The sequence below is a fragment of the Neptunomonas marina genome (assembly GCF_004005935.1).
Taxonomy (GTDB): Bacteria; Pseudomonadota; Gammaproteobacteria; order Pseudomonadales; family Balneatricaceae; genus Neptunomonas; species Neptunomonas marina.
Window position 1 is genome coordinate 159,217 of the sequence record NZ_SACQ01000006.1, and the last position, 24,043, is coordinate 183,259.

The window sequence follows — 24,043 nt, forward strand, 5'->3', positions numbered from 1 at the left end:
AAATCTATTCATTGCTATATCGAAATGCACGTGATTTGTATTTTTGAATCATCTCTTGGGAGGTGTTCTGGTCGATCAACACCATATCACCCGAGTAGATGTGGGGAACTTGGGAGGCCTTGCCCTCGAGGTCGAGTTTGATCGCTTCTGCCATCGCGACACTCGCATCGTCGTTCATGCGCATAACCGTTAGATCTAGCTCTTTGGCTTGTAGGGCTTGTAACTCTGCGTCACCGCCACCCCAGCCGTTGACTGTGACCTTACCTATCTTTCCTGCGTCTCGAAGTGCATCAAGCGCGCCAAGGGCAATATCAGTTGAGCATGCAAACAGCATGTTCATATCTGGCTCGTCCTTTAAGAGCTGCGTAGTCGCTGCTCGAGCTTTACCTCGATTTCCATCGGTATAAAATCCGCCGACCATTTTATTGTTTGCATGCTGTTGTGCTGCGCTGAGGAAGGTGTCGCCGCGCATAACGGAAACATAGCCCTGTGAGAAATATAGCAACCCAAAGCGATTCAGTTGTTCTTTATTGAGCATCCGTTCAGCCAGTAGCTCGGTGCCCAAGGCGTGGTCAAATCCTGTGTACATAAAGGGGCGCTTGAAGCGCCAGTCAGTGATAGGCGTGGTGATGTTTTGCAGAATGAGTTTGGGCTTTCCGCGCAAGATAACACGTTCGATCATACTGCGATGGTGCAAGGCATCGACCGTAAATATGAGATAATCTGGCCGCCAGTGCAGGGCCTCAATCAACTGCTCTGCCTGAAGGTCCAGATCGACGGAGGGGCGCGAGAGGTAGGTCTTTATCTCGTAATTAACCTTTAGGTCTTGCAGGCGGCGCTCAAAGGCTTTCAAACTGCGGCGCCAGTAATCTGAACTCTGTACACCCGGATAGACAACCGCAACTTTTACTGGCGCGGTTTGCTGGGCTGTGAGCGCCTTTGGTGTGCTCCTGACAACATCAGAGAAGCGCGCCATGATCTTTGGCTGGTCTGGATGTTCCGCTAAATAGTCGGTAACACGAATATATTCCGATTGAGGGCTCGCGTATCCGTTACAGGCTAAGATCACGCCAGCGAGTCCAAGCAAGTAAGATGTAAATTCACGTAGGCTGTTCATCTCGGACTCTCTGATGCTATTTATGTTATTGAATTTGAATTAAATAACTTCTTATTTACTCTAGTAAGAGTAGCACGGAATGATGTGAGAGGAAGTAAGAGACTAGGTTTTTGGTAAGGGTAAAAAAAGCGCCCAGCGAAAAGAGGGATGTACTGGGCGCAAAATGCTGGGAAAGCAGCAGGATGCCACTTTCGAGTAGTCGCTAGAACGAGTGGTGATGAAGGACTAGCCCTAGCGAAAAACTGATGTGCAGTTGGTTAGCCTTTAACCAACTGAGTAAACTCAGCTGCGTTAATAAGGCCATCTTTGTTCGCATCTAGCTGCTCAAATTGTGCCACCAGCGCTTCAGATGCTTGCGCTTCTTCCAAACTGATCGCTTGGTCGTTATTAGCGTCCAGTTGCTGGAAAAGCTCAGTGCCGTCTGCTTGAGCTAACGTTGCTGTGGATAGTGCGATCACTGTAGCTGTCATGATGTTTTTCATGTTTCTCTCCTGTCGCGCGGGCATATCGGCGCGCGTATTTGTAAGTTTATGTGTGTGGGTTGCAGAGCATTATTTTTGCAATGCGCGGAACTCATCCAAGCTCAGCTGGCTATCCTTGTTCACATCGAGCTGGCTGAACTGTTGCGCTAATTGCTCGTGGATCTGTGCTTCTTCCGCTGAGATCATCTGATTTGCATCAGTATCTAATGTCTTGAAGAGTGTCTCGTGCCCATCGGCGAGGGCGTTGAAAGAGATAGCCATGACGGATAATGCGATAAGTTTTTTCATTTATAGATCTCCTGTTTTACAGCTTCGCTAACGCTTAGCGTGTTCCGTTACGCGGGTTGGGTTAGCCTTGTAATAGTTGTTCGAACTCAGCGCGGCTGAGTTCGCCATCTTGATTACTATCGAGTGCCTTAAATTTCGCCAGCACCGGCTCATAGGCTTGCGCCTCTTCGGAGCTGATGGCTTGGTTGTTGTCAGCATCCAGTGCTTGGAACATATCTGAGCCGCCTTCAGGCTGTGCCATCAGAGTGGAAGAGAAGATGGCTGCTGCGATTGCGATAGTTTTTTTCATGAGTAGATCTCCTTACGGTCATGATGTTGTTGCGAAGGAGATAGCGAAAGCTGTGCCTGCTTCTAAAAAAGTTATTTAAAACAAAGGGTTATGTTTTGTTTTTTTGAATTTTAGAGGTGGTGGCAGGCGTGTGAGGCGATATAGGTATTAAAGTGTTGCTTTTTGGTGACTTTTTTTGGTGTTTATTTTTTAAGTCTTATAAATCAATTAGTTATGATTTCAGAAATAGCGACTAATTTAGTAAGTCGCTATTTCTGAGGGCGTTTAGCTGTATTGAAGGCGCAGTCCCAGCCTACGCTTGGTGTTCTCCAGCACCGTGAGTACGGCAGGTATGAACAACAGGATCAGCAGGGTGCCATACGCTAGGCCAAAGACGATGGATGTTGCCATTGGAATCAAGAACTGCGCCTGCAATGAGGTCTCAAACAAGATGGGGGTAAGCCCCGCGATAGTCGTGAGGGATGTTAGCAAGACTGCGCGTAAACGCTGACATGCGGCCTCTTCTATAGCAGCTTCGACAGCCATGCCGCTGGCGCGTAGTTTTTGGTAGAAGGTCACCAAGACGATCGAATCGTTGATCACAATGCCTGATAAACCGAAGAAACCAAATAGCGACAGTATTGTAAGATCCAGCCCAGACAGCGCATGTCCAAAGATTGCACCCGTTAAGCCCAGCGGAATAGCCAGCATCACGGTAATCGGCCAGCTGTAGGATGCAAACACCCAAGCCAAAATGATGTAGATAAGCGATAGGGCGATCAATAAGCCCAGCTTCATATCGGCCAGCGTTTCGCGCTGGTTTCGGTTCTTACCTTCGAAGCTCGCTTCCACGCCCCACTTACCGAGGATGGCAGGAAGCGCACCTTCCCTTAGATCTGCAATAATCTCATTGGCATTGGCGACGGCTTCGTTAAGGTCTGCGGTCACGTTAATCGATAGCTGGCCATCCACTCGCTGCAGGGAGTCTAGGCCTTGCTTTGGTTCGAAGTGCACGATGTTGGCGAGCGGTGCCGTTGAGCCGTCGGGCAGCACAATGGGGATGCTTTCTAACGAGCGTAGTTGGTTACGTTCGTCATCTGGCAGCATGACGCGCACCTCAACCTCGTCTTGATCTTCATAAAAGGTTTGAACCTCAATACCATTAAAGGCCGCGCTCAACTGTCGACCTACCTGCTGCAAACGCAAGCCGCTTGCTTCACCGGCTGGCGTTAAGGAGTAGATCAATTGCGGCTTGCCGAAAGGTAAGTCGTCATCCACGTTGCTTAGCCCCTGATAACCTTTAAGTAGCTCTTGGATATCAAGCGAGGCTTGTTTGAGGGCGCCAATATCGGTGCCGATCAGCTTTATCTCGACCGGTTTCCCGCGCGGCCCGGTTCGAGACTGGTCGATTGTAAACTTCTCGACACCGGGCGGAATTTCAATCCGCTCCCGCCACTTGGCCACAAATTCGCGGTTGGTGACGTCACGTGTATCAACGGGGATCATCTCCACATAAAGAGAGCCAAATTCGTCACCGGTTGTGGGACCTGCAGTGCGGCGGTCAGTGTTGATCTTGCCGACCTCCTGCACCGCGACCGTAAGTAACCCGCCGCCTAGCTCGGCATCTGTTGCCCGCAGGGTACTATCGAGATGGTTAAGAAAGTCGCGGACATGGCGATCATCGGTACCCGATGTGAACTGTACGTTGGCGGTAAAGTCCTCACCGTCGATGGCGGGGAAGAACACAAATTTCACGCGGCCACCCATCACCAAGCCGATGGCGATGATGAAAATCCCCAAAGCGCTGGCTATCGTCGCCCAACGCAAACGAATAGCGGCTCGCACCACCCGTCTGAAGTAGTGATCGCGAAAACGGTTAACACGCGCTTCGATTTCTGTACGCATCTTCGATGGGTGTAAGTCCTTTTTACTGTGCAGGCTATGGTGTAAGTGGCCGGGTAAGATTAGGAAACACTCGATCAGTGAAGCGACGATCACGCAGATCACCACGGTGGGAATATCGATTAGGATATTGCCGATGGTACCGCCGATGAGGAGCAGAGGAAGAAAGGCGGCAATGGTTGTCATCGAGGAAGCAACAACTGGCGCTAGCATGCGCTGGGCGCCCCCAATGGCCGCTTTTAGGCCGCTTTCGCCCATCTGTAGGTGGGTCAGCGTGTCTTCCCCCACCACGATGGCGTCATCGACGATAATCCCCAGTGCCATGATCAGCCCGAAAAGGCTGATCATATTGATGGAACCACCAATCATATAAAGAATAGCCAAGGTTGCCAGAAACGAAACAGGAATACCCACGGTAACCCAGAATGCGACGCGCGCGTTCAGGAATAGAAATAGAATGATGATAACGAGGACCAAGCCGCCGAGACCGTTCTTTAAAAGCAGGTCGATCCGCGCCTGTACTTTCGTCCAAGACTCATCGAATACGATAAGCTCAGCCCCTTCAGGGAGGTCGGTTTTCGCATCTTGTAGCCAGGTGTGCATGAGCTTGGCGGCTTTCAGAGAGTCTTCGTTTTCGGTACGGCGCAGCTCAATTAGCACTGCGGGTTGACCACGATAGTTAAGCTCAACCTGCTGATCTTTGGCGCGCCACTCAATGTCTGCCACATCACCCAAGCGTACCAGACGCCCATTGGCATCGGCGATCAGCGGCAGCTGCTGAAAACCCTCCACATCACGTTGCTGGCTGAGGCTACGGATCTGCTTGGCGCCTTCCTCTTTTGCGGCGGTGCCCGCGGGGAGGTCGATACTACGTAGACCAACCTCTTGCGCAATGTCGTTTAACGACATACCTAATGCATGTAACTTTGCTGTCGGCACTTGAACGGCGATCTCTTCTGTAGGCAGGCCGTTAATATCAATTTTACGAATGCCGGTTTCGAGCAACTCCCGCTCGATACGATTGGCTAGCGGGCGCAGCTCCTCAAGGGAGCTACGGTCAGACGTTAGCAGCAGCGATGCAATGGGCTCATAACGGATAATCCGCTGCACCACGGGTTCGTCGGCATCACTCGGTAAAGAGGAGCGAATACCATCGATCTTCTGTTTGACCTCATCCAGCGTGTATTGGACGTCGGTGCCTTCGAGTAGCTCCAGGCGAAATGACGCGCGTCCTTGGTTGCTGGTGGCGTAGAGTGTATCCAGCCCATCAATCGAGCGAATCTCCTCCTCAATCGGCAGTACGATGGAGGTCTCCACATCCTCAGCCGCCGCACCTGACCAAGTCACACCAACGGTAATGATATCGAGCTCAAACGAGGGGAAAAATTGTGTATTTAGCTTTTTAACGCCCCATACGCCCGCCAAGATCATCAGGATCATTAAAAGGTTGGCGGCAACGCGATGCTGCGTAAAAGTGGCGGTTAAACTGTGTAGAGGGCCAGAGTAGGTCGACATATCACACTACTCCGCGATCTTAACTGGCAAGCCTGAAATGGCATTGGGCAGTTGGGTAATAATGACCTGATCATCCGGCTTAAGAGCCTGTGAACGCACCAGTACACGGGTTTCTCCAACGCTAGTCTGTGTGTTACCAATGCGCTCAACGTTAACCGCTTCTAAAGCACCATTTTGAACACGATAGACACGATCAATGCCATATAACGCCAGTGGTGGTAGGGCAATGGTGTTGTCTTGAGGCGCTAGGGCAAGTGTGAGCGAGAGGGTGCGTCCTGTCTCGGGGGCAAAGCTGCCTTGCTGCAGGTCGAATAGGGCATCAACGCCCGCTTTCCCTGCCGCTACTGAGCTGGCCAAGCGTGCTAGCGTTAGCGATACCGTTTGCCCGTCAACTTGTGTTTTCGCCTGTAATTGCTGACCTGCTGCCAGTGATGCGCGTACTTGCGCCAAATCTTTTGATGGGATTTGCGAGCGGATCTGGATCTCACTGGGATCGTATAGCGTGGTCAAGATCTCGCCGCTGCGCACTCGGTCACCCACGGAAACATCCACACTCGCAATTTTCCCAGCAAAGGGGGCTGTGACTGAGGTTCTGTCTAAATCGAGCTTGGCGGCGTCATGGGCTGCGCTAGCGCGAGTGAGTTCGGCTTGCAGTTGAGCTTTACGGGCCGAATAGCTGCGAATGGCTTGCTCGCGGTTATTCAGTGACAGGGCTTGCTGTTGGTAAGCACGCTTCGCGTTATCTAGCTGATCTTCTGAGCTGACTTTACGTTTAGCAAGATTTTGAAAACGCTTGACTGATTTCTCGGCTAAAGCGTACAGCTCTTTTTCAATGCGCAGCGCCGCTTTATCAGCGCGATGCTGAACCTCTAAGGCATCCAACTGTGCCTTGATGCTTTGTAGATTACCCTCTTGCTGGCGTACGGATAGTTCTGCGTCGCGCGGGTCAAGTTGTAGTAGAAGATCTCCCTTGGCTACAGTTTGGCCCTCTTTAACGGCAACTTTCTCCACATAAGCGGTAACGGCGGCGGTGAGTTTTGATGCCGCTGGGGACTCCACCTTTCCGTAAAGCACTAGCTCCGGTTGATGGCGCTCAAATGCGACCGGCTGGGTTTGTACACTCCATAAGCGCTGCTGCGGCGGCTTGGAGCTGGCAACAGGTTTACTCCCCTTGAGGTACTGAAAAATGAAGACTGCAGCGGCCAGAATGAGCAGCGGCAGGAGCCATTTCATGAGAGTTTTAGCAAGGGAGGGGCGTGAATCTGTCTCCACAGCTGACATCTAGTTCACCTTATTCAGTTTTATTCCATTCACTATACGCATCAGACCGGTAAACGGTTGTTTGCCGTTAACGCAGCACCAGATATCTCTGCTATCAAGCTGAGAGTCAGACGCTAACTTATGATAATCTAAAGCCCAGCGTTTGTAGTGAAACCTATTGATGTGTTTACCAAACTTTACATTCTACTCTGCTAATCTATCCAGGGTGAGCCTGCTATCCACCTATTACCTAAATCAATAAAGGATGAAATGATGCGTAAAGGGGTTGTTCTAGGGTTAAATCCAACGGGTTTTCATCGTATTGCGTACCGCGAGTGGGGCAGCCAAGATAACGAAAGAGTCTTAGTTTGCGTGCACGGTTTAGCACGCAACGGCCGGGATTTTGATGAGATCGCAAAGGTCTTATCGCGTGAATATCGCGTTATTTGCCCCGATATGGTTGGTCGGGGAGAGAGCGACTGGTTGCCGTCTGCAGCGGCTGCACACTATGCGATCCCCCAGTATGTTTCTGATATGACAGCGCTGTTGGCGCGATTGAACGTGGCATCTGTTGATTGGCTGGGGACATCGATGGGCGGCATTATTGGAATGGCGATGGCTGCATTGCCTCAGTCGCCGATACGTAAGCTGATTCTTAACGATATTGGTGCGTTTGTTTCTAAAGAAGCGCTGGCTCATATTGGCGATTATCTGGTACCCAAGTACTTCGCTGACCTCTCTGAGGCCAAAGCCTTTATGCAGCAGACCTACCCAGGTTTGAGTAAGATTTCAGCGCAGAGCTGGGATACTCTTGTTCAGCACGGCTTTCGTGAAACCGAGCAGGGTTGGACACAGCACTATGATCCAACGATTGGCGATATCACCCGAGTCGCGGCGTCAGAGGATGTTGATCTGTGGGCTATTTGGCGTGCGATTCAGTGCCCACAATTACTGATCTGGGGCGACCAGTCAGATGTGCTAACAGAACCAACAGTAACGCAGATGTGCAACGAAAACCCCCAGCTCGATCTATATCGCGTTGCTGGCGTGCCGCATGTACCGTCATTGATGGAGACGGATCAAATCAGTCATGTTTGTGAGTGGTTACGTACTCACTAATTGGTAAGCAGGAGGATGTCACACCCATGTCATTGTGGCCAAAAGAGCAGTTGTGTTTGAGCTATGAAGCGCGCAAGCAAGCTGTGGATAAGGTGGAGGAGGCGTTCGCGTCTGCGCTAGCTTCCCTCAAAGTAGATATTGGGCTCAAAGAGATGTTTGAGTCGATCTATGTGCCACTCGGAGCATGGTTATATCAGCGACGTTTACAGCAAGATGGGCCGCTGGTGGTAGGCATAAATGGTGCTCAGGGCGCGGGCAAATCAACGCTGTTTAACCTGATCGAAGTGATCCTCAGCGAGGGGTTTGGGCAACGCGTTGTGGGCTTTTCTTTGGATGATCTGTACAAAACGCGGGCGCAGCGTGAAAAACTGTCTGAAGCGGTTCACCCATTGCTCATGACACGTGGCGTGCCGGGTACGCATGATGTTCAGCTGGGCATCGATATTATCCACTCCCTCATCAAAGGTGATGCCGAGCAGCCGACCAAAATTCCTGTTTTTGATAAATCAACTGACGACCGTTGTCAGACCGCTGTGTGGCAGGAGTGGGTAGGGCCTGCGGATGTGATTGTCTTTGAAGGTTGGTGTGTGGGCGCGATGGCGCAGACACAGGGTGCGCTTGATGTGCCGATCAATACGCTGGAACGAAATGAAGACGCCAGCGGCGAATGGCGACAATACGTGAACGAGCAGTTAGCCGGGCGCTACCAACAGCTCTTTGGCATGATCGATACTTTGGTGATGCTGAAAGTTCCGAGTATGGAGGCTGTATTTGAATGGCGCTCGTTACAAGAGAAGAAGCTGGCGGAGCGGGTAAAATATATCTTTGACACTCAGCAGCCGACTGATCATCTGCGCATCATGAACGAGCAAGAGATTGAGCGTTTTATCCAACACTACGAGCGCTTAACGCGCACGATGCTGGATGAGATGCCAAACCGAGCAGATATCACGCTTATGCTCAATGAAAACCACAAAATTAGTAAAATCCAGATCAACAACCCGCTATAGAGCGGCATCTGCACGCTAAGCAGTGAGGTAATAAAGATGAAGAAATTATTTGCAGCAACGCTGCTGGTTGCCTTAACCGGCTGCCAAAGCGCTTACTACTCGGCGATGGAGCAAGTTGGTGTCCATAAGCGCGATATTTTGGTGGATCGTGTGGAAGAAACACGTGATGCTCAAGGTGAAGCGCAAGAGGAGTTTCGCGATGCGCTCGAACAGTACCGCGCTGTTGTGCAGTTTGATGGCGGTGAGTTAGACCAGCTCTATGAGCGTCTGCAAGCTGAGTATGATGATAGCTATGACGCTGCAGAGCGTGTATCTGACCGTATCCGCAGTGTTGAAAGTGTCGCTGAGGCGCTATTTGAAGAGTGGGATGAAGAGCTGCTGCAGTATCAGAGTGATCGGTTACGTGTACAGAGCGCCCGCCAACTACGTGATACGAAAGCTCGCTATCAGAGTTTGATCGCGACCATGAAGCAGGCTGAAAAGCGCATGCAACCAGTGCTTTTAGCGTTGAACGATAACGTGCTTTACCTCAAGCACAACCTAAATGCGCAAGCGGTCGGCGCGCTGAAGGGTGAGTTTGCTAACATCCGTCAGAACATTGATCGCCTAATGCGTGATATGCAGCGCTCTATCCGTGAATCAGACGCATTTATCGCGTCGATGGATAAGAAACGTTAAATCGGCAACAACACGGTGGAAGCGACGCCGTGTACCACCTTATTGATGGCGCGATCATTTTTATCAGAGATGATCTGCGCCAGCACATCTTGAATGGCAATCATCTTGCCGAAGAGGCGCTCAAAGCTGAAGTTAGATAGCCCACTTTGTGCGTCAATACTGTTCGCCAGAATAAATAACTCACCATTGTCCGCGCGGCGGCTATTAAGCTGCCAGGCTATTGATTCAAGGTTGCGAGCACAGTGGTAGATCTTCTGCTGGTCGAGATCATCAAACATAAAGTACTCCGTTTGATGGTTGTAGGCCGTATGGAGCATGCCCGCGATACCCGCCATCAAGGCAAACACGCGATCACCCTTGAAGTTTGGATCAAATGCTAACGGAATTGCGCGGTTGCCGTAGGCCCCGTTCAGCTCATTGAAGTTGACCGTGTAAGGCGTGTTGAAGAGTAGTTTAAGACGCTTCGCGACTGTCATTCCCGGTGGGCCTTTGCGCAGCTCGCGGGGGTTGCGCTTATAGAGTTTGACCATCAATTGCGCAGCAAGACGGTTAGTTTCGCTGATGTGTCGGTCGATGACCATATCGATATCAGACTTGGCCAATTTTTTCAGGTTAAACGATGGCACGGTGCCTGCGGTACACCCACAGAGGAGCGCTAAGGATGAAACTAGCAATACGATACATAAGCTTCTTAACATCCTGACCTCGCTATCGGTTTGATGTAACCGTAAACGTATCGCCTGATTGTGCTGGTGTCCCGTTGGTGGGCGAGGTAAAGCTCAAACCGCCACCTACCAGTGTTTCAAGGCTTTCAGTTTGGATATCTAGCCCACCCAGTAAGGAGAAATCCACCCGCAAACCGCTGATATTGGCAAACTCGCTCTGTTTTTTTACGAAATTGGCATATTCAGGCGCAATATTGAGGAAAATTTCTACCCAAGGCTCAGTTGGGTGTAGGTCATACCCGACAACCGATCCAACAGGGACTTGGCGATAAAACACGGGGGAGCCTTTTACCAAAGACCCTAGCTGAGCTGCACGCACAACAACATTTAACCCATTGCGATCTTGAAACGGAGGCGTCTCACGCAGGCCAGTGAATTGAACCTTCGCGGCGCCATCGCCTTTGCGTGCTTCGACATAGTTACCGAGGATGACGCCTTCGGGGTTTTCGATGCTACTCAGACGAATGACAGGCTCAACAATCCAGAAATCGCTACCCTCGCGTGCTAGGAAGTGTCCGTCACGATAGAGATCGATATCAGCCTCGATGGCCTTTCCTTCGTTGACAACGCGCACTGTCCTGACTTTACCCACGTTTTGCCCTCGATAACGGATATCGGCCAAAGGCTGCAAGTTTTTACCCGTTGGGAAGGTGACACGGATCGCGAGTGGCTGCTGTACGCTGCTTTCGTGGTCGGGATAGAGTGTAAATAAGTGGTTGGCTTTGACCTTCGCACCTTGTTGCGGGTTTTCGAAGGCGATACCGCCGCGTAGCAGTGATTTGAGTGATTCGGTACGAATACGCGTTTCCTTCAGGCTGACTTGAGCATTGATGCCGCTGACATCCCAAAAGCGGCTACCCTCGTGGACAAGGTGGCGATATTTCGCTTCGACCTCGGCAAAAATCGTTAAGCTGCGACCATTCTTATCCAAAACGGTTTCCAGCACCTGCCCAACCGGGACCTGTTTATAGAGGATAGGTGCGCCTGATGTGAGTGACCCTACAGATTCTGTATGAAGGCGAAAGCGCAGTGTTTGTGCGCGATTTGCATCGGCTAAGCGGCCATTTTCTGTTGCAGCTTGATAGTCTTCAAACAGAGAGTAGATTTTATCTTTACTAACCGGAGTGCGTTTTTGCGTCGGGTTAAAGAACGCGATCCCGCCCTGTAACAACGCGCTCGTGGATTCTGTACGCAATTTGATTTCGTCTATGTTTGCCGACAAACGTATACCACTGGCGTTCCAAAAGCGGCTATTACTCGACAATAAATGCGCATAGCGTTGCTCGATAACGGCGTGAATCACCACGTAATCGCCAGCGGTAGCCAGCTCATAGCTGATCACCTCCCCAACCGGAAGCTGACGATAAAGTAATGGCGAACCCTGCGTAATAGAGCCTAGCTGCTTGGTGTGTAGCTCGATAGAGGCTCCCATCGATAGCTGGCGCTTGGCGGGTGGAATCGTCAGTGCCGTAAACTGGCGTTGTGGCTCGCCTTGGCCCGCGTCTAGTTCGATATAGCTGCCACGCAGCAAGGCGCTGAGTTTTAAATTATCCAGTGATAGATCGGGTTTTTGTAGCCAGAAGCGGCTACCGCTGCGCAGCATATGCTGCGCTCTTGGGTCGATCAGCAGCGTGGCGTCGAGGTGTTTGAAGTCGTCAGTTAGCGCAACGCGTGTCACGCGGCCCACCTGTACGCCACGGCTTTGCACTTTCGCACCCTCTGTTAGCTCCGTAGCGCCTGGAAAGCGTAGGGTGATCTCAATGCCATCTTGCGCATCTTCAAAGTCACCAAAGAGCGTAAACAGTGCTCCACTTTGCGCGGCTGGCGAGTCTGTTTGTGGTGTTGAGAAGTGGATACCCCCTGCAATTAAAGAGGCGAGAGAGCCGACCTCGATATCGATCTTAGGCAAGTCAGCTTTGACCTTGATGCCGCCAGCGTTCCAAAAGCGCGTATTTTCGCGGATAAGGTGGGTATAGCGTGGCTCAATATAGACCTCGATAAGCACCTCTTTGCCATCTTTACTGAGCGAATGGCTGAGCACCTCGCCGACAGAGATGTCGCGATAAAACACATTCGCACCCTGATACACCGAGCGGGCGCTGTCGGCGGTGAGAGTCAGATAGAGGCCCTCCGCATCTTTAATCGGCGGCGGCTGCTGATTTAGCGCCGTGAACTCGCGTGTCGAGTTGCCACCAAGGCCAGGTTGAAAGCCGATATAGTGGCCAGAGAGGAGCGTCTCGAGCCCGCGCACACCCGATAATGACACTTGTGGCTTAACAAGCCAGAACTTAGCTTTGTCGGTGAGCGAGTCATCCGCTTGCGGTGCCATCTCGATAAATGCGCGAACTTGGCGTAAGTTTTCGTCAATTTCGAGCTTTTTAACGACACCTGCCGGTAAACCACGGTAAAGCACTTTCGTCTTGTTGGCCTCAAGGCCTGCGGCAGAGTCAAATAGGACTTCAATCTTAATGCCACGGTCCGTGTAGTTTTTGTAGACCAGCCAGCCTGCGATAATGGCGGCGATGAGCGGCAGGAGCCATACCGCAGAGGGCATACGTCGGCGGCGGATGATAGGATCGTTATCGCTCATTGCGACTCCTCGAGCTGTTGTAAGTGCTTATCCCAAATAAGGCGCGTATCGAACACCGTGGCGGATAACATTGTTAAAATCACGGCGGCTCCGAATGCAGTGGCACCCACTTCACCATTGATGGAAGCGAGGTTACCGAGCTGCACAATGGCGGCCAAAATCGCCACAACAAAGATGTCCAGCATAGACCAGCGGCCGATCCATTCGACAAACCGGTACATTAGCATTTTCTGGTGCAGGTTGGTGACAACACCTCGCTGCACGGTTAACAATAAAATCACCATCCCCACCACTTTAATCAGCGGAATAATGACCGATGCGGTGAGCACCACAAAGGCGATTCCCAGCATATCGTACTCGATAAGATCAATAACGCCGCCAATAATGGTGGAAGGTGCGCCCTGCCCTAATGATTTGAGCGTCATGATCGGCAGCATATAAGCTGGAATAAGAGCAAATGCCGCGCTGATCAGCAGTGCCCACGAATAGGTGATCGAGTGCGGACGCCGCTGGTGGACCTTAGTGCCGCAACGCGGACAGGGCCGCCCGTCGTAACTGTGTGGTAACGTTTTGTGGCACTGTGTACAGCACAACAAACCTTGTTTAAGTGCGCTATGGCTCATCGGGCGCGCTCCAACTGCTCAATGCGCCGCCAAAAACGGTGCTGGTCCAACTGTGTTGAGGTAATGAGCGTCGTCAAGATAAGCGCCGCCATGCTGTATAAACCAATCCCCGGTGTGACCTCGGCAATATCGACAAGTTTAATCATCGATACAAAAACACCAAGAAGGTAGATCTCTAACATCCCCCAGCTATCGAGTTGCTGGTAACTGCGCATCGCCCAAGAGAGCCCGCGGCTACGCCGATGAAACATCAGACTGGCGCTGAGATAAACCATCAAAAGCATTTTGATAAACGGCACAATAATCGCTGTCATCAAAACGAGCGCAGATACGGCATACAAGCGGCTATCGTAGAGTGCCACCACCGAACTAAAGATCGTCTCTTGTTGTGCCAGACCTAGCGCTTGCAGCGAGAGAATCGGAAATAAGTTGGCAGGAAAGAATAAGATAAGCCCGGTAATTGCCAACGCTAACGTGCGCTCGACTGAGCGATGATGACGTGCCACCAGCGTGTAGCCGCAGCGTGGGCAGTTGGCTTCCTGCTTATCGGGGACTGCTCGCTGATGCATGAGGTAGTCGCATTCAGGGCAAGCCCAGAAACGGTGGGCATGTCGAGTTTCGGAGCGAGGTGGCATCGGTTGAGATCAGTTCCTTTCAGCAATCCGTATGAGAAGCGTGCCGTGAAGCACTAAGCCTAGCAGAAAGCCGTGTATTAACCGTGTTTCAGAAGAGGCTTTTCGCTATAGTACAGCTAACTTCAGAGGAGTAGAAATATGTCCGAAAAATCAGGTGATTTAACACAGCTACGGCGCGAATATGTGGCCGAGGGATTAATGCGAAGCGATATGGCAGCAGATCCTGTTGAGCAGTTCTCGACATGGTTCGACATAGCATGCCAAGCGCGTCCGGATGATGCCTCCTCCATGACGTTAGCAACGGCCAGTAAAACCGGGATGCCGTCGGCGCGTATCGTTTTGTTAAAGCACTTCGATGCAGACGGTTTTGCCTGGTATACCGACTACGAAAGTAACAAGGGGAAGGAGCTAGCTGAAAACCCGCAAGCGGAGCTGATGTTCTACTGGTATGGGTTGGAGCGCCAGATTCGTATCCAAGGGCGTGTGGAGAAACTCGATCCTGCCAAGGGTGAAGCCTATTTCCATGCGCGTCCATTGGGTAGCCAGCTCAGTGCGGCGATCTCCCATCAGAGTGCGCCGGTAGATAGCCGCGAAGAGCTGGAAGCACGAGTGGAAGCTTTATCACAACGCTGCGGCGATCAGGTAGAGCGCCCAGAGCGCTGGGGGGGATATCGTCTCGTGCCGCAACGCTTTGAGTTTTGGCAGGGACGTGAGAACCGTCTACACGACCGATTCTGCTACACGTTAACCGCTGATGGTTGGACGTTGACGAGATTGCAGCCATGAGCGATATGCCAATCATCGTTGATACAGCGGCCGACTTTGACAGTGTCGTGATCTGGATGCACGGCTTAGGAGCAGATGGATCTGATTTCCCGCCTGCAATTCCTTACTTATCATTGCCTGAGTCGCTTAAAATTCGCTTTATGTTTCCGAATGCTCCGGTGCGTCCTGTGACGATCAACGGTGGCTTTGAGATGCGCTCTTGGTACGACATTCTGAGCATGGAGGCTGGTGGCCGCGAGATTAACGCTCAACAGTTGCAGCAGTCGGTGGCGCAGGTCCAGCGGTTGATTGATGATTACATTGAGCAGGGCATCGCTGCTCAGCGCATCTTTCTAGTTGGATTCTCCCAAGGGGGCGCGGTTGCTTACGAGGCAGGGTTAACTTATCCACAAGCGCTGGGTGGTATCGTTGCGATGTCGACCTATTTACCGCGTTCACTTGATGAGGTTGCGCCGGTTGCGCCAACAGCGTTACCCATTTTAACGCTGCACGGGGAATATGATGATGTGGTTTCAATTGCGATGGGTGAAGCGGCTAAGCAGCAACTAAACACTCATGGCTACGCGCCGCAGTGGCACGTTTACCCTATGGCTCACGAAGTGTCGTTAGTGTCTCTGGAAACGTTGGGTCAGTGGCTGCAGTTGCAGATGATGAAGTAAAGAGGTTTGAAATGAAAATTGAGAAAGATCGGGTTGTTACCTTCCACTATGCGCTAGTCAGCGGTGAAGGTGAGGTCATTGATGGTACTAAGGGCGGTGATCCGATCCCTTATCTGCATGGGCATAATAATATCGTGCCAGGCCTTGAAGCCGCTCTTGAGGGCCACGAAGCTGGTGAGCAGGTCCGTGTCACATTGGCCCCTGAACAAGCTTATGGCGAGCGTGACGAAGAGAATGTCTTCGATGTGGAGCGCCAGTTATTTGCCAATGTTCCAGAGCTTGCTGTTGGCTTTATGTGCCATATGACTAACGAACAAGGCGTCGAGGAGCTGGTCTCTGTAGTAGAGATTGCGGACGACGTCGTTACGGTCGATGCTAATCACCCTTATGCCGGTGAAACCCTCACCTTTGAGGTGGACCTTCTCGAGGTCCGTACGGCAACTGCAGACGAAATTAAAGCCGGCAGCTTAATCTAGCTCCGCATCGATGATAGCGGCATCAGCCTTTGGGCTGGTGCCGGCTACACCTTCTCGCGCCACTCTAGCTCCCCTAAATGCACATTTAGCCACTCGAAACCGATGCGCTTGGCCACGGCCGCAGCACCATCCAGACTTTTAAACTCCCGCTCCTTCTTACTGCGCTGCAAGTCTAGCGTGATGATGTTTCCGTCCTTCGCGATAAATTTCAACGTCCAGCCGCGTGACATCGCAATCGGCGTGGCTTCACATGATTCAAATACGCCTGCGTTGAAAAGTAATTTTATTTCCCTTTCTTGCATTGTCTTAAATCCCTAATGATTATTTATTTTCGATTTAAGATTATTCTAAATAAAAAAATGATCTTTGGCAAAAATATCCTCCATTTCTAACGTCTTTAAGTTTTTGATTATTAAGTGTTTTTTTGGGGTTTTGGGATAATTTTGAGTGGCGGCTTTCAGGTGTGTAAGTGTTTGTTTTTTAAGCAGTATTTATGCAGGCTCTCTTAGAGTTTTTTATTATTTTAAAACTGTTGCTTATAGCTTTTCGTGGTTTTTAGTTTTCTTTATTGATTTTTGATTGTTATTAGTTGGTTTTTGAAAGTTCCTCTTGGGTAACTGCTTAGCTGATGCTGAATTGGTACAAAAGAAGTACAAAAGAAAGGGGTAAATTTGCCGATTTACAGGTAGAGCATTGGAAAGTGAACTATCTTTTAGAAGCTACGATGCACATAAGGGAGAAGTAGCCAAATGAACTTGCCAGAACACTTAACCATCATCGAAGCCGCAGAGATGAAGGAGCAGTTTGCTGAAGCCCTTAACAATGGGCCGCAGCTTGAGATGGATCTTTCCCGCCTACAACGTGTTGATACCGCAGGAATCCAGCTTTTAGCTGCCGTTAAAAAAGCCGCTCAGCAACAGGGTGGTGATATTCAATGGCAGGGTTCATCGGATGCTCTTTTTCAAAGTGCTCGTTGGATTGGAATGGTGGAAGTATTAGGACTTCCTGAGTAGATATTTAAATTGGAGATTTCACATGGCGACAGTATTGGTTGTCGACGATTCTGCATCCCTGCGCAACATGGTGACATTTACCCTCAAGCAACAGGGATACGATGTTGTTGAAGCTGGTAATGGACAAGAGGCGTTGACCAAAGCCAAGGGGACGAAATGTGACTTGGTGCTGAGTGATGTCAATATGCCCATTATGGATGGCATCACGCTGTGTAGTGAGCTGCGTAAATTGCCTGCTTTCAAATTCACACCGATCTTGATGTTAACGACGGAAAGCTCTCCGGAGATGAAACAGAAAGGTAAGGCGGCCGGTGCAACGGGATGGTTAGTTAAACCGTTCAACCCTGATACCTTGTTGGCGACAATGAAGCGCGTGGTGCGATAAGCCTATGAGTATTGATCTCTCACAATTCATTCCTACCTTTCTAGAGGAGAGCTTCGAAGGGTTGGAAGTGATGGAGTCTGGGCTCCTGAATCTAGATGCGAATGATAGTGAGCAGATCAACGCGATTTTTCGTGCTGCCCACTCCATTAAAGGGGGAGCTGGTACCTTTGGTTTTGGGCACATTACTGAGTTCACGCATGTTGTTGAAACATTGCTGGACGAGGTGCGCGGCGGTGATCGAGCCTTCACTCCGTCGTTGCAGTCATTGTTGCTGCAGTCGGTCGATTGTATTCGTATGTTGCTGGAGGCTGCGCGTGATGGCGTCGAGTGCGAGAGCGACCAAATTGGTACGGTCCATCAAGAGTTGGTCGCTGAATTAGAAGGGGGCGCCCCAGCGCCTGCTACAGATACACCTCAGGCACACCCTGCTGATACCGGCGCACAGCAGCAAAAAGGTTGGCTGATACACTTTGTCCCAGAGCCCCATCTTCTGATGACAGGTAATGAGCCAATCCTGATGATGTCGGCGCTCGCTGAGTTAGGGGATACCGAGCTTAGTGTTTTAGAAGATAAGTTACCTGAGTTCTCTGAACTGAATCCAGAAGAGCTTCACCTTGCTTGGCAGGTTCAATTATTTAGCGATTGCAGTGAGGCGGATGTACGCGAAGTATTTGAGTGGGTTGAAGATGATTGTGAACTCACTATCACGCCACTCATGGACACTGCCGTAGAAAGTGCCCCAGCGGAGGAACCCGCTCCTCAAGTTGACACCCCAGTAGAACAACCCACGGCTGCAGAAACTCCAGCACCTACGACTCAAGAAACGCCGAAAACTGCGGCTAAGCCCGCAGCGCGTAAGGCCTCCCAAGAGGCAGGCTCGATTCGTGTAGGTATCGACAAAATTGATGGGTTGATCAACCGTGTGGGTGAGCTCGTTATTACTCAATCCATGCTAAGTCAGGCAGGTAGTGAGCTTGCTGAGCAAGATCTGCCAGCAGTAGAGCGTTTACATGAAGGTTTAGTGCAACTCGAGCGCAATACCCGTGACCTGCAGGAAGAGGTCATGCGGATTCGTATGCTGCCCATCAGTTTTGTGTTCAATCGCTTTCCACGCATGGTGCATGATGTGAGCGCCAAGCTAAACAAACAGGTTGAGTTGAAGCTATCGGGTGAGCAAACCGAGCTAGACAAAACTGTGATGGAGAAGATCGGCGACCCGCTTGTGCATCTGGTTCGTAACTCGCTTGATCATGGTTTGGAACCCCCTGAAGAACGTCTTGCTGCGGGCAAAGATGAAACCGGTATCGTACACCTCAATGCCTACCACCAAGGTGGCTATATTGTTATCGAAATTAAAGACGATGGCCGTGGCTTGAATACCGAGCGCATTCGTGAAAAAGCGCTAGAGAATGGACTGATTTCGCCAGACCAGCCATTAGCTGAATCAGAAATCCATGAACTTATCTTCCGAGCCGGCTTTTCGACGGCAGCTGAGGTCAGTGATCTCTCTGGCCGTGGTGTTGGCATGGACGTGGTACGTAAAAATATCGAATCTTTGGGTGGGCATGTCTCGGTTCAATCGGAGACAGGTAAAGGCTCTACATTCACGGTTAGTTTGCCGCTTACATTAGCCATCCTCGATGGTCAGCTCGTGCAGATAAACGATGAGGTTTATATCGTACCGCTGGTATCTGTCGTCGAATCGATTCAAGTGGCTGACTCCGAATTACAAGGTATTGCGGGAGAGGGACGTCTGTTCCGTTTCCGTGACGAGTATATCCCGATTATTCATCTGCGCCGCGTGTTTGATGTGGCCTCCAGTGCAGCGACGGCTTCCACGAGTTTGATGGTTGTTGTTGAAGGCGGTGGCATGAAAGTGGGCCTGATTGTTGATGACCTGCAAGGCCAACAACAGGTCGTGATTAAAAGCTTGGAAACGAATTACAAGCGAGTTGATGGTATCTCTGGTGCGACGATTCTTGGCGATGGTGATGTTGCACTGATTCTTGATGTGGCTGGCCTAATAAAAATCGGCTTGGAGCCAACGACTAAACACGAGCTGCACAGAAAAAATGAGCAGCTCCAGGTTGAAGAGGAGGCGCTGGCATGACGGATGTTGCTGATATGTTAGTGGATAGCCGCCAAGTGCTGACTTTCATCTTGGCTGAGGAAGAGTACGCCGTTGATATTCTGCGTGTCCAAGAGATTCGTGGCTGGTCCGCAGTGACTCGTATTCCAAATGCACCTGATTACATGAAAGGTGTGCTCAATTTGCGTGGCGCGATTATCCCCGTTATCGATCTGCGCTTGCGGTTTGGTTTTGGCGCGCGCGCCTACGATCAAACCACGGTTATCGTCGTTGTTTGGGTCAATTCGGGCGATCGACAGCGCAGTATTGGTCTCGTGGTGGATGCTGTGGCGGAAACCTATGCGATTTCAAACGATGAAATGAGTCCTGCGCCATTGATGGGTGCGGGTGTGGAACCTGACTTTATCGAAGGGTTAGCAACCCTCGATGAGAAGATGATCATTCTGTTGAATTTGGATTATCTGCTTAATTCTGGTGACTTAGCTCTTGATGAGAGCGGGTCTGAGTAACAACAAAGATTAGATGTGGGATGGCAACGTCCAATGAAAGGCTGTTAAGGAGCTGATTTATGAAGATCAATATGCCAGTCACGGATCGCGAGCGAAAACTGACACCCGGACAGGAGTTAGTCACCAAAACTGACCTTAAGGGAACGATTACTTATGTGAATCCGGCTTTCGTTGAGATTAGTGGCTTCTCCGAAGAGGAGCTACTTGGCAAAAACCATAACGTTGTCCGCCACCCTGATATGCCCCCGGAGGCGTTTGCTGATCTTTGGGATACGCTGCAACTAGGCCGCCCTTGGTGCAAGCTAGTAAAAAACCGCTGTAAAAACGGCGATTTTTACTGGGTGAAAGCGAATGCGACCCCGATCTTTAGTAACGGTCAGGTGGTTGAATATATGTCGGTGCGCACGGCGCCAACAGACCTTGAAATTCAGGCAGCTGAAACGCTTTATGCCAAGCTGCGCAACAAAGATGTTGTGTTGCCCTCGCCGAAACAGCTGAAAACACAAACGCTAGACAGCAAGCTTATGCAGTGGGCAGCGATTGGACTTGTTTTAATGCTCGTTGTCAGTGGTGGTTTGTTTGCTGCCGGTATGCCAAGCCTTGCGGCCATCGGCCCGCTGCTTGCGTTTGTCTTGATGTACTTTGGTGCGATTTCTACGGTTAAAGAACAAGTGAAAACGCCGCTCAAGCGCTCACTCAATAAACTGAAGCAGGTCTCAGAGGGCGACTATTTTGCCGAGATCGATGTAGATGAAGAGGGTGAACTCGGTGACTTGAGCCGCGCGACGAAGTCAATGGCGATCAAACTAGGCTTTGACGTTAACAACTCTAAGCAGGTTGCCCAAGAAGCGACACGCATCAAGCAGGCCCTAGATTGCGTAACATCCAACGTGATGATGGCAGATAGTAATCGGAACATCATCTATGTGAATGATGCAGTGGTCGAGATGCTAAGCACGGCACAAGAGGATATCCGCAAAGACTTGCCTGACTTCGATGCACGTAATTTAGTTGGCAAAAGTATCGATATTTTCCATAAAGACCCATCCCATCAAGAGCGCATGTTGGATGCGCTGCGCGATACCTACCGTGGCCGAATTAAGGTGGGGGTGCGCAGCTTTGATCTGGTAGCAAACCCTGTCTTCACTGACGATGGCCAGCGTTTGGGTACCGTGGTCGAATGGGCGGATGTAACTGACCAGCTTCAAGCAGAAGATGCTGTGGCGAAGTTGATCCATGGTGCCTCTTCAGGTGATTTGAGCCAGCGCCTAGATGCTGATGTTTACAGCGGCTTTATGCGTACAATCGCGACGGGTGTTAATGAGATGCTGGATGCGGTTGTTGAGCCGGTGCGCGAGACAAAACGCGTGCTTTCTGGGCTTGCCGATGGTGACCTAACGCAGCAGATGCAGGGCAATTTTTCTGGTGAGTTTGCGGAGCTAAATGATGCCCTTAATAACTCAATGGCGAAGTTGCAGACCTTGGTGGGTGATATTCGTGGTGCAGGCTCATCGATTACTACAGGTGCTTCTGAAATCGCACACGGTAACTCAACGCTGAGCCAACGCACCGAAAGCCAAGCTGCAAGCTTGCAAGAAACCGCGGCCAGCATGGAAGAGATGACCAGTACGGTTAAGCAAAATGCTGAGAATGCGCAGGAGGCTAGTCGCCTTGCTGAGCGCGCTAAAGTCTTAGCTGATGATGGTAGCGAGATTGCCGGTAAGGTGGTGAGCTCAATGGGTGACATCAGCCAATCTTCGAAGAAAATTGCCGAGATCATTGGCGTGATTGACGAGATCGCTTTCCAAACGAACTTGTTGGCACTGAACGCAGCCGTAGAGGCGGCGCGTGCGGGTGAGCAAGGCCGTGGTTTCGCTGTGGTGGCTGCAGAGGTTCGCAACTTGGCTCAGCGCAGTGCCAGCGCTGCGAAAGAGATCAAAGAGCTGATCAGTGATAGCGTTGAGAAAGTTGAAGAGGGTAGCCGCTACGTTGATGAGTCTGGCCGTGCTTTGAACGAGATCATGGGTGGCGTTGAGCAGGTTTCATCGATCATCAATGAAATTGCAGTGGCGAGCCGCGAACAAGCCAGTGGTATCGAGCAGGTGAATATCGCGGTTACAGCGATGGACGAGGGTACCCAGCAGAACGCTGCGTTGGTTGAGCAAGTGGCAGCGGCATCAGAGTCAATGGAAGAGCAAGCACAGCAGTTGCAGCGTTTGGTCAATGTTTTCAAAGTTGATTTAGCGGGCTCAATGGCGGCGCAAACCGCCCCGGTTCAGCCCGCTGCGCCTGCGATGACAAGTGCACCGGCGCCAGTACAACGCGCAGCTGCACCGGCTGCGAGCGCGCCGATTATGGCAGCGGCCTCTAGTGATGATGAGTGGGAAGAGTTCTAGATCTAAAATACAAGGGAGCTGTACCTACAATGGCGGTAACGAGTCCTCAAGCGACTGAACGAGAGTTTATATTTACACAGAAAGACTTTGAACGAGTGCGCAAAGAGCTGTACGCACATGCGGGTATCACGTTGTCTGATCATAAAAAAGACATGACCTATAACCGCTTAGTTCGTCGCTTACGGGAGCTCGGGTTAAACAGCTTTGATGAGTACTTCGCATATCTGACTCAGCATGATGATGAGTTTGGTATGTTTATTAATGCGCTCACCACGAATTTGACCTCCTTTTTTCGCGAGAATCATCACTTTGAGTATCTCCAGCGGGAGATCATTGCGTCTGCTGAGGTCGCCGCAAGTCGGCGCTTGCGCATCTGGTCTGCTGGCTGCTCGATGGGCGAGGAGCCCTATAGCATTGCTATCAGTTGTATGTCGGCGCCTGTCGAGACACAGCATTGGGATATTCAGATCCTTGCCACAGATATCGACACCAAAGTGCTGCAGACGGGCGCCAATGGTATTTATGGCATTGAGCGCATCGAGAGTATACCAGCGCAGCTTAAGCGGCGTTTTTTTCGCCGTGGCAAAGGCGCGCAAGAGGGTAATGTCAAAGTTGCTCCTGAACTGCAGCAGCTCATCACGTTTAAGCAGTTGAACCTAATGGAGGCGCTACCCTTTAAGGGGCCTTTGGATGTGATTTTCTGCCGCAATGTGATGATCTATTTCGACAAAGAAACTCAGCAGATGCTGTTGGATAAGTTTGCTGAAGTCCTAAAACCTGGTGGAATTCTTTTTGTTGGGCATTCGGAGTCGCCATTTCGTTTGACAGACCGTTTTAAGCTAATTGGCCAAACGGTTTACCGTAAGGTGTATTGAGATGAGCTCGATTGCAAGACCTGCTGGCATGGAGCCGGCGCCCTCACTGATAGGCTTTGAGCATTACCATCGCTACTGGTTTCGCAAGTGTAACTGCTTTGCTGTGAAAATTAAGCCGGGCGAGTTTTATGTCACTCGTAGCGCTGAAGCGATCACGACTGTATTGGGCTCATGTGTGGCGGCTTGCGTACGGGATCCGGTTGCCGGTGTTGGCGGGATGAATCACTTCATCTTACCGGACTCGGATACGGGCGGAGCTTTGTCGGAGTCTTCTCGCTATGGCGCATATGCGATGGAGCAGTTGATCAACGAAGTGATGAAGTTTGGTGGCGTGCGTGAGCGCCTAGAAATAAAAGTGACTGGCGGTGGCAATATGATGCAGGGGATGTCCGATATCGGCGCGCTCAATGCAAAGTTTGTTACCGATTATTTGCGCATGGAAGGGTTTCGTATTGTTTCATCCGATTTAGGCGGTGATAACCCTAGAAATGTTGCTTACCTTCCGATGGAAGGCCGAATGTTAGTGAAGAAACTTGCGACGTTGCACAACAGTAAACTACTGGCAGCGGAAGGGCAGTACCAGCAGCGTATCGATACCGGTGCTGTGGGTGGTGAAGTTGAGTTGTTTTGATGGTTAAAGGGG

General features: G+C 50.8%; 24 protein-coding genes. 13 read left to right on the plus strand and 11 right to left on the minus strand.

The genetic code is table 11. The annotated features are described in order from the left end of the window. Positions 1–4 precede the first annotated feature (4 nt). From EOE65_RS13445 to EOE65_RS13470, 6 genes are all read right to left on the minus strand, one after another. Positions 5–1,117: a substrate-binding domain-containing protein gene (locus EOE65_RS13445; RefSeq protein WP_127694837.1), complete on the minus strand. Its 1,113-nt coding sequence runs from the start codon at positions 1,115–1,117 to the stop codon at positions 5–7. A 257-nt stretch (positions 1,118–1,374) separates the two neighbouring features. Then, positions 1,375–1,599 (minus strand): EF-hand domain-containing protein, encoded by a 225-nt coding sequence (locus EOE65_RS13450; protein WP_164847113.1) that lies wholly within the window; start codon positions 1,597–1,599, stop codon positions 1,375–1,377. A 69-nt stretch (positions 1,600–1,668) separates the two neighbouring features. Next, complete coding sequence (locus EOE65_RS13455) at positions 1,669–1,887, minus strand: EF-hand domain-containing protein (protein ID WP_127694838.1); 219 nt, start codon at positions 1,885–1,887, stop codon at positions 1,669–1,671. 61 nt (positions 1,888–1,948) lie between these two features. After that, complete coding sequence (locus EOE65_RS13460) at positions 1,949–2,176, minus strand: EF-hand domain-containing protein (protein WP_127694839.1); 228 nt, start codon at positions 2,174–2,176, stop codon at positions 1,949–1,951. Between the two features lie 264 nt (positions 2,177–2,440). Then, positions 2,441–5,572, minus strand: coding sequence for an efflux RND transporter permease subunit (locus EOE65_RS13465; RefSeq protein ID WP_127694840.1), 3,132 nt, complete (start codon positions 5,570–5,572; stop codon positions 2,441–2,443). Between the two features lie 6 nt (positions 5,573–5,578). Then, positions 5,579–6,853: an efflux RND transporter periplasmic adaptor subunit gene (locus tag EOE65_RS13470; protein ID WP_127694841.1), complete on the minus strand. Its 1,275-nt coding sequence runs from the start codon at positions 6,851–6,853 to the stop codon at positions 5,579–5,581. 252 nt (positions 6,854–7,105) lie between these two features. Here EOE65_RS13470 and EOE65_RS13475 point away from each other — a divergent pair, with 252 nt between their 5' ends. The 3 genes from EOE65_RS13475 to EOE65_RS13485 are packed head-to-tail and all read left to right on the plus strand — an operon-like array spanning position 7,106 to position 9,639. After that, entirely contained in the window at positions 7,106–7,951 is an 846-nt protein-coding gene (locus EOE65_RS13475; protein ID WP_127694842.1) for an alpha/beta fold hydrolase, read from the plus strand. A 26-nt stretch (positions 7,952–7,977) separates the two neighbouring features. Further along, the gene (locus EOE65_RS13480) at positions 7,978–8,961 is read left to right on the plus strand and encodes a hypothetical protein (RefSeq protein WP_127694843.1); all 984 of its coding nucleotides are present in this window, start codon (positions 7,978–7,980) and stop codon (positions 8,959–8,961) included. Positions 8,962–8,997: 36 nt separating this feature from the next. Further along, positions 8,998–9,639: a DUF2959 domain-containing protein gene (locus EOE65_RS13485; protein ID WP_127694844.1), complete on the plus strand. Its 642-nt coding sequence runs from the start codon at positions 8,998–9,000 to the stop codon at positions 9,637–9,639. On the opposite strand, the gene EOE65_RS13490 is transcribed toward EOE65_RS13485, so the two are convergent. From EOE65_RS13490 to EOE65_RS13505, 4 genes are read right to left on the minus strand one after another with little or no spacing between them, the layout of a single operon-like run. Then, complete coding sequence (locus EOE65_RS13490) at positions 9,636–10,337, minus strand: hypothetical protein (RefSeq protein WP_127694845.1); 702 nt, start codon at positions 10,335–10,337, stop codon at positions 9,636–9,638. The two genes, EOE65_RS13485 and EOE65_RS13490, sit on opposite strands and share 4 nt — an antisense overlap. 10 nt (positions 10,338–10,347) lie before the next feature. After that, on the minus strand, positions 10,348–12,954 hold the full coding sequence (locus tag EOE65_RS13495) for an MlaD family protein (RefSeq protein WP_127694846.1): 2,607 nt from the start codon (positions 12,952–12,954) through the stop codon (positions 10,348–10,350). Then, the gene (locus tag EOE65_RS13500; protein ID WP_127694847.1) at positions 12,951–13,577 is read right to left on the minus strand and encodes a paraquat-inducible protein A; all 627 of its coding nucleotides are present in this window, start codon (positions 13,575–13,577) and stop codon (positions 12,951–12,953) included. Before EOE65_RS13500 ends, EOE65_RS13495 begins: the two co-directional genes overlap by 4 nt. Then, on the minus strand, positions 13,574–14,212 hold the full coding sequence (locus tag EOE65_RS13505) for a paraquat-inducible protein A (RefSeq protein ID WP_127694848.1): 639 nt from the start codon (positions 14,210–14,212) through the stop codon (positions 13,574–13,576). The genes EOE65_RS13500 and EOE65_RS13505 overlap by 4 nt, the downstream gene beginning before the upstream one ends. Before the next feature lie 138 nt (positions 14,213–14,350). On the opposite strand from EOE65_RS13505, the gene pdxH reads away from it, so the two are divergent. Genes pdxH through EOE65_RS13520 form a run of 3 tightly spaced genes read left to right on the plus strand, consistent with a single transcriptional unit; the run spans position 14,351 to position 16,133 of the window. Beyond that, a complete protein-coding gene (gene pdxH / locus EOE65_RS13510) occupies positions 14,351–14,998 on the plus strand; it encodes a pyridoxamine 5'-phosphate oxidase (protein WP_127694849.1) in 648 nt (215 codons plus the stop codon). Beyond that, the gene (locus tag EOE65_RS13515) at positions 14,995–15,657 is read left to right on the plus strand and encodes an alpha/beta hydrolase (protein WP_127694850.1); all 663 of its coding nucleotides are present in this window, start codon (positions 14,995–14,997) and stop codon (positions 15,655–15,657) included. The genes pdxH and EOE65_RS13515 overlap by 4 nt, the downstream gene beginning before the upstream one ends. An 11-nt stretch (positions 15,658–15,668) precedes the next feature. Continuing rightward, on the plus strand, positions 15,669–16,133 hold the full coding sequence (locus tag EOE65_RS13520) for an FKBP-type peptidyl-prolyl cis-trans isomerase (protein ID WP_127694851.1): 465 nt from the start codon (positions 15,669–15,671) through the stop codon (positions 16,131–16,133). A 44-nt stretch (positions 16,134–16,177) separates the two neighbouring features. Here the strand turns inward: EOE65_RS13520 and EOE65_RS13525 are convergent, their stop codons facing one another. Then, positions 16,178–16,435 carry a hypothetical protein gene (locus EOE65_RS13525; protein WP_127694852.1) on the minus strand — a complete coding sequence of 86 codons (258 nt, stop codon included), beginning with the start codon at positions 16,433–16,435 and terminating at the stop codon, positions 16,178–16,180. Between the two features lie 447 nt (positions 16,436–16,882). Between EOE65_RS13525 and EOE65_RS13530 the strand changes: the two genes are divergently transcribed. The 7 genes from EOE65_RS13530 to cheD are packed head-to-tail and all read left to right on the plus strand — an operon-like array spanning position 16,883 to position 24,031. Further along, positions 16,883–17,146 carry an STAS domain-containing protein gene (locus EOE65_RS13530; RefSeq protein WP_127694853.1) on the plus strand — a complete coding sequence of 88 codons (264 nt, stop codon included), beginning with the start codon at positions 16,883–16,885 and terminating at the stop codon, positions 17,144–17,146. Between the two features lie 22 nt (positions 17,147–17,168). After that, positions 17,169–17,531 carry a response regulator gene (locus tag EOE65_RS13535; RefSeq protein ID WP_127694854.1) on the plus strand — a complete coding sequence of 121 codons (363 nt, stop codon included), beginning with the start codon at positions 17,169–17,171 and terminating at the stop codon, positions 17,529–17,531. 4 nt (positions 17,532–17,535) lie between these two features. Then, on the plus strand, positions 17,536–19,641 hold the full coding sequence (locus EOE65_RS13540) for a chemotaxis protein CheA (protein ID WP_127694855.1): 2,106 nt from the start codon (positions 17,536–17,538) through the stop codon (positions 19,639–19,641). Next, positions 19,638–20,129 carry a chemotaxis protein CheW gene (locus tag EOE65_RS13545; RefSeq protein ID WP_206052688.1) on the plus strand — a complete coding sequence of 164 codons (492 nt, stop codon included), beginning with the start codon at positions 19,638–19,640 and terminating at the stop codon, positions 20,127–20,129. The genes EOE65_RS13540 and EOE65_RS13545 overlap by 4 nt, the downstream gene beginning before the upstream one ends. Before the next feature lie 59 nt (positions 20,130–20,188). Continuing rightward, positions 20,189–22,525: a methyl-accepting chemotaxis protein gene (locus tag EOE65_RS13550; protein ID WP_127694856.1), complete on the plus strand. Its 2,337-nt coding sequence runs from the start codon at positions 20,189–20,191 to the stop codon at positions 22,523–22,525. A gap of 29 nt (positions 22,526–22,554) precedes the next feature. Continuing rightward, a complete protein-coding gene (locus tag EOE65_RS13555) occupies positions 22,555–23,400 on the plus strand; it encodes a CheR family methyltransferase (RefSeq protein WP_127694857.1) in 846 nt (281 codons plus the stop codon). A gap of 1 nt (position 23,401) precedes the next feature. Next, on the plus strand, positions 23,402–24,031 hold the full coding sequence (gene cheD, locus EOE65_RS13560) for a chemoreceptor glutamine deamidase CheD (RefSeq protein ID WP_206052689.1): 630 nt from the start codon (positions 23,402–23,404) through the stop codon (positions 24,029–24,031). Positions 24,032–24,043: the final 12 nt, after the last annotated feature.

Bases quoted from the DNA above. Each gene is read 5' to 3' on its own strand.
- EOE65_RS13465 (WP_127694840.1), bottom strand. From the start codon at position 5,572: ATGTCGACCTACTCTGGCCCTCTACACAGTTTAACCGCCACTTTTACG.
- EOE65_RS13525 (WP_127694852.1), bottom strand. From the start codon at position 16,435: ATGCAAGAAAGGGAAATAAAATTACTTTTCAACGCAGGCGTATTTGAA.
- EOE65_RS13520 (WP_127694851.1), top strand. From the start codon at position 15,669: ATGAAAATTGAGAAAGATCGGGTTGTTACCTTCCACTATGCGCTAGTC.
- EOE65_RS13505 (WP_127694848.1), bottom strand. From the start codon at position 14,212: ATGCCACCTCGCTCCGAAACTCGACATGCCCACCGTTTCTGGGCTTGC.
- EOE65_RS13530 (WP_127694853.1), top strand. From the start codon at position 16,883: ATGAACTTGCCAGAACACTTAACCATCATCGAAGCCGCAGAGATGAAG.
- EOE65_RS13555 (WP_127694857.1), top strand. From the start codon at position 22,555: ATGGCGGTAACGAGTCCTCAAGCGACTGAACGAGAGTTTATATTTACA.
- EOE65_RS13445 (WP_127694837.1), bottom strand. From the start codon at position 1,117: ATGAACAGCCTACGTGAATTTACATCTTACTTGCTTGGACTCGCTGGC.
- EOE65_RS13450 (WP_164847113.1), bottom strand. From the start codon at position 1,599: ATGAAAAACATCATGACAGCTACAGTGATCGCACTATCCACAGCAACG.
- EOE65_RS13540 (WP_127694855.1), top strand. From the start codon at position 17,536: ATGAGTATTGATCTCTCACAATTCATTCCTACCTTTCTAGAGGAGAGC.
- EOE65_RS13500 (WP_127694847.1), bottom strand. From the start codon at position 13,577: ATGAGCCATAGCGCACTTAAACAAGGTTTGTTGTGCTGTACACAGTGC.
- EOE65_RS13495 (WP_127694846.1), bottom strand. From the start codon at position 12,954: ATGAGCGATAACGATCCTATCATCCGCCGCCGACGTATGCCCTCTGCG.
- EOE65_RS13545 (WP_206052688.1), top strand. From the start codon at position 19,638: ATGACGGATGTTGCTGATATGTTAGTGGATAGCCGCCAAGTGCTGACT.
- EOE65_RS13485 (WP_127694844.1), top strand. From the start codon at position 8,998: ATGAAGAAATTATTTGCAGCAACGCTGCTGGTTGCCTTAACCGGCTGC.
- EOE65_RS13490 (WP_127694845.1), bottom strand. From the start codon at position 10,337: ATGTTAAGAAGCTTATGTATCGTATTGCTAGTTTCATCCTTAGCGCTC.
- EOE65_RS13460 (WP_127694839.1), bottom strand. From the start codon at position 2,176: ATGAAAAAAACTATCGCAATCGCAGCAGCCATCTTCTCTTCCACTCTG.
- EOE65_RS13480 (WP_127694843.1), top strand. From the start codon at position 7,978: ATGTCATTGTGGCCAAAAGAGCAGTTGTGTTTGAGCTATGAAGCGCGC.
- cheD (WP_206052689.1), top strand. From the start codon at position 23,402: ATGAGCTCGATTGCAAGACCTGCTGGCATGGAGCCGGCGCCCTCACTG.
- EOE65_RS13455 (WP_127694838.1), bottom strand. From the start codon at position 1,887: ATGAAAAAACTTATCGCATTATCCGTCATGGCTATCTCTTTCAACGCC.
- pdxH (WP_127694849.1), top strand. From the start codon at position 14,351: ATGTCCGAAAAATCAGGTGATTTAACACAGCTACGGCGCGAATATGTG.
- EOE65_RS13515 (WP_127694850.1), top strand. From the start codon at position 14,995: ATGAGCGATATGCCAATCATCGTTGATACAGCGGCCGACTTTGACAGT.
- EOE65_RS13470 (WP_127694841.1), bottom strand. From the start codon at position 6,853: ATGTCAGCTGTGGAGACAGATTCACGCCCCTCCCTTGCTAAAACTCTC.
- EOE65_RS13535 (WP_127694854.1), top strand. From the start codon at position 17,169: ATGGCGACAGTATTGGTTGTCGACGATTCTGCATCCCTGCGCAACATG.
- EOE65_RS13475 (WP_127694842.1), top strand. From the start codon at position 7,106: ATGCGTAAAGGGGTTGTTCTAGGGTTAAATCCAACGGGTTTTCATCGT.
- EOE65_RS13550 (WP_127694856.1), top strand. From the start codon at position 20,189: ATGAAGATCAATATGCCAGTCACGGATCGCGAGCGAAAACTGACACCC.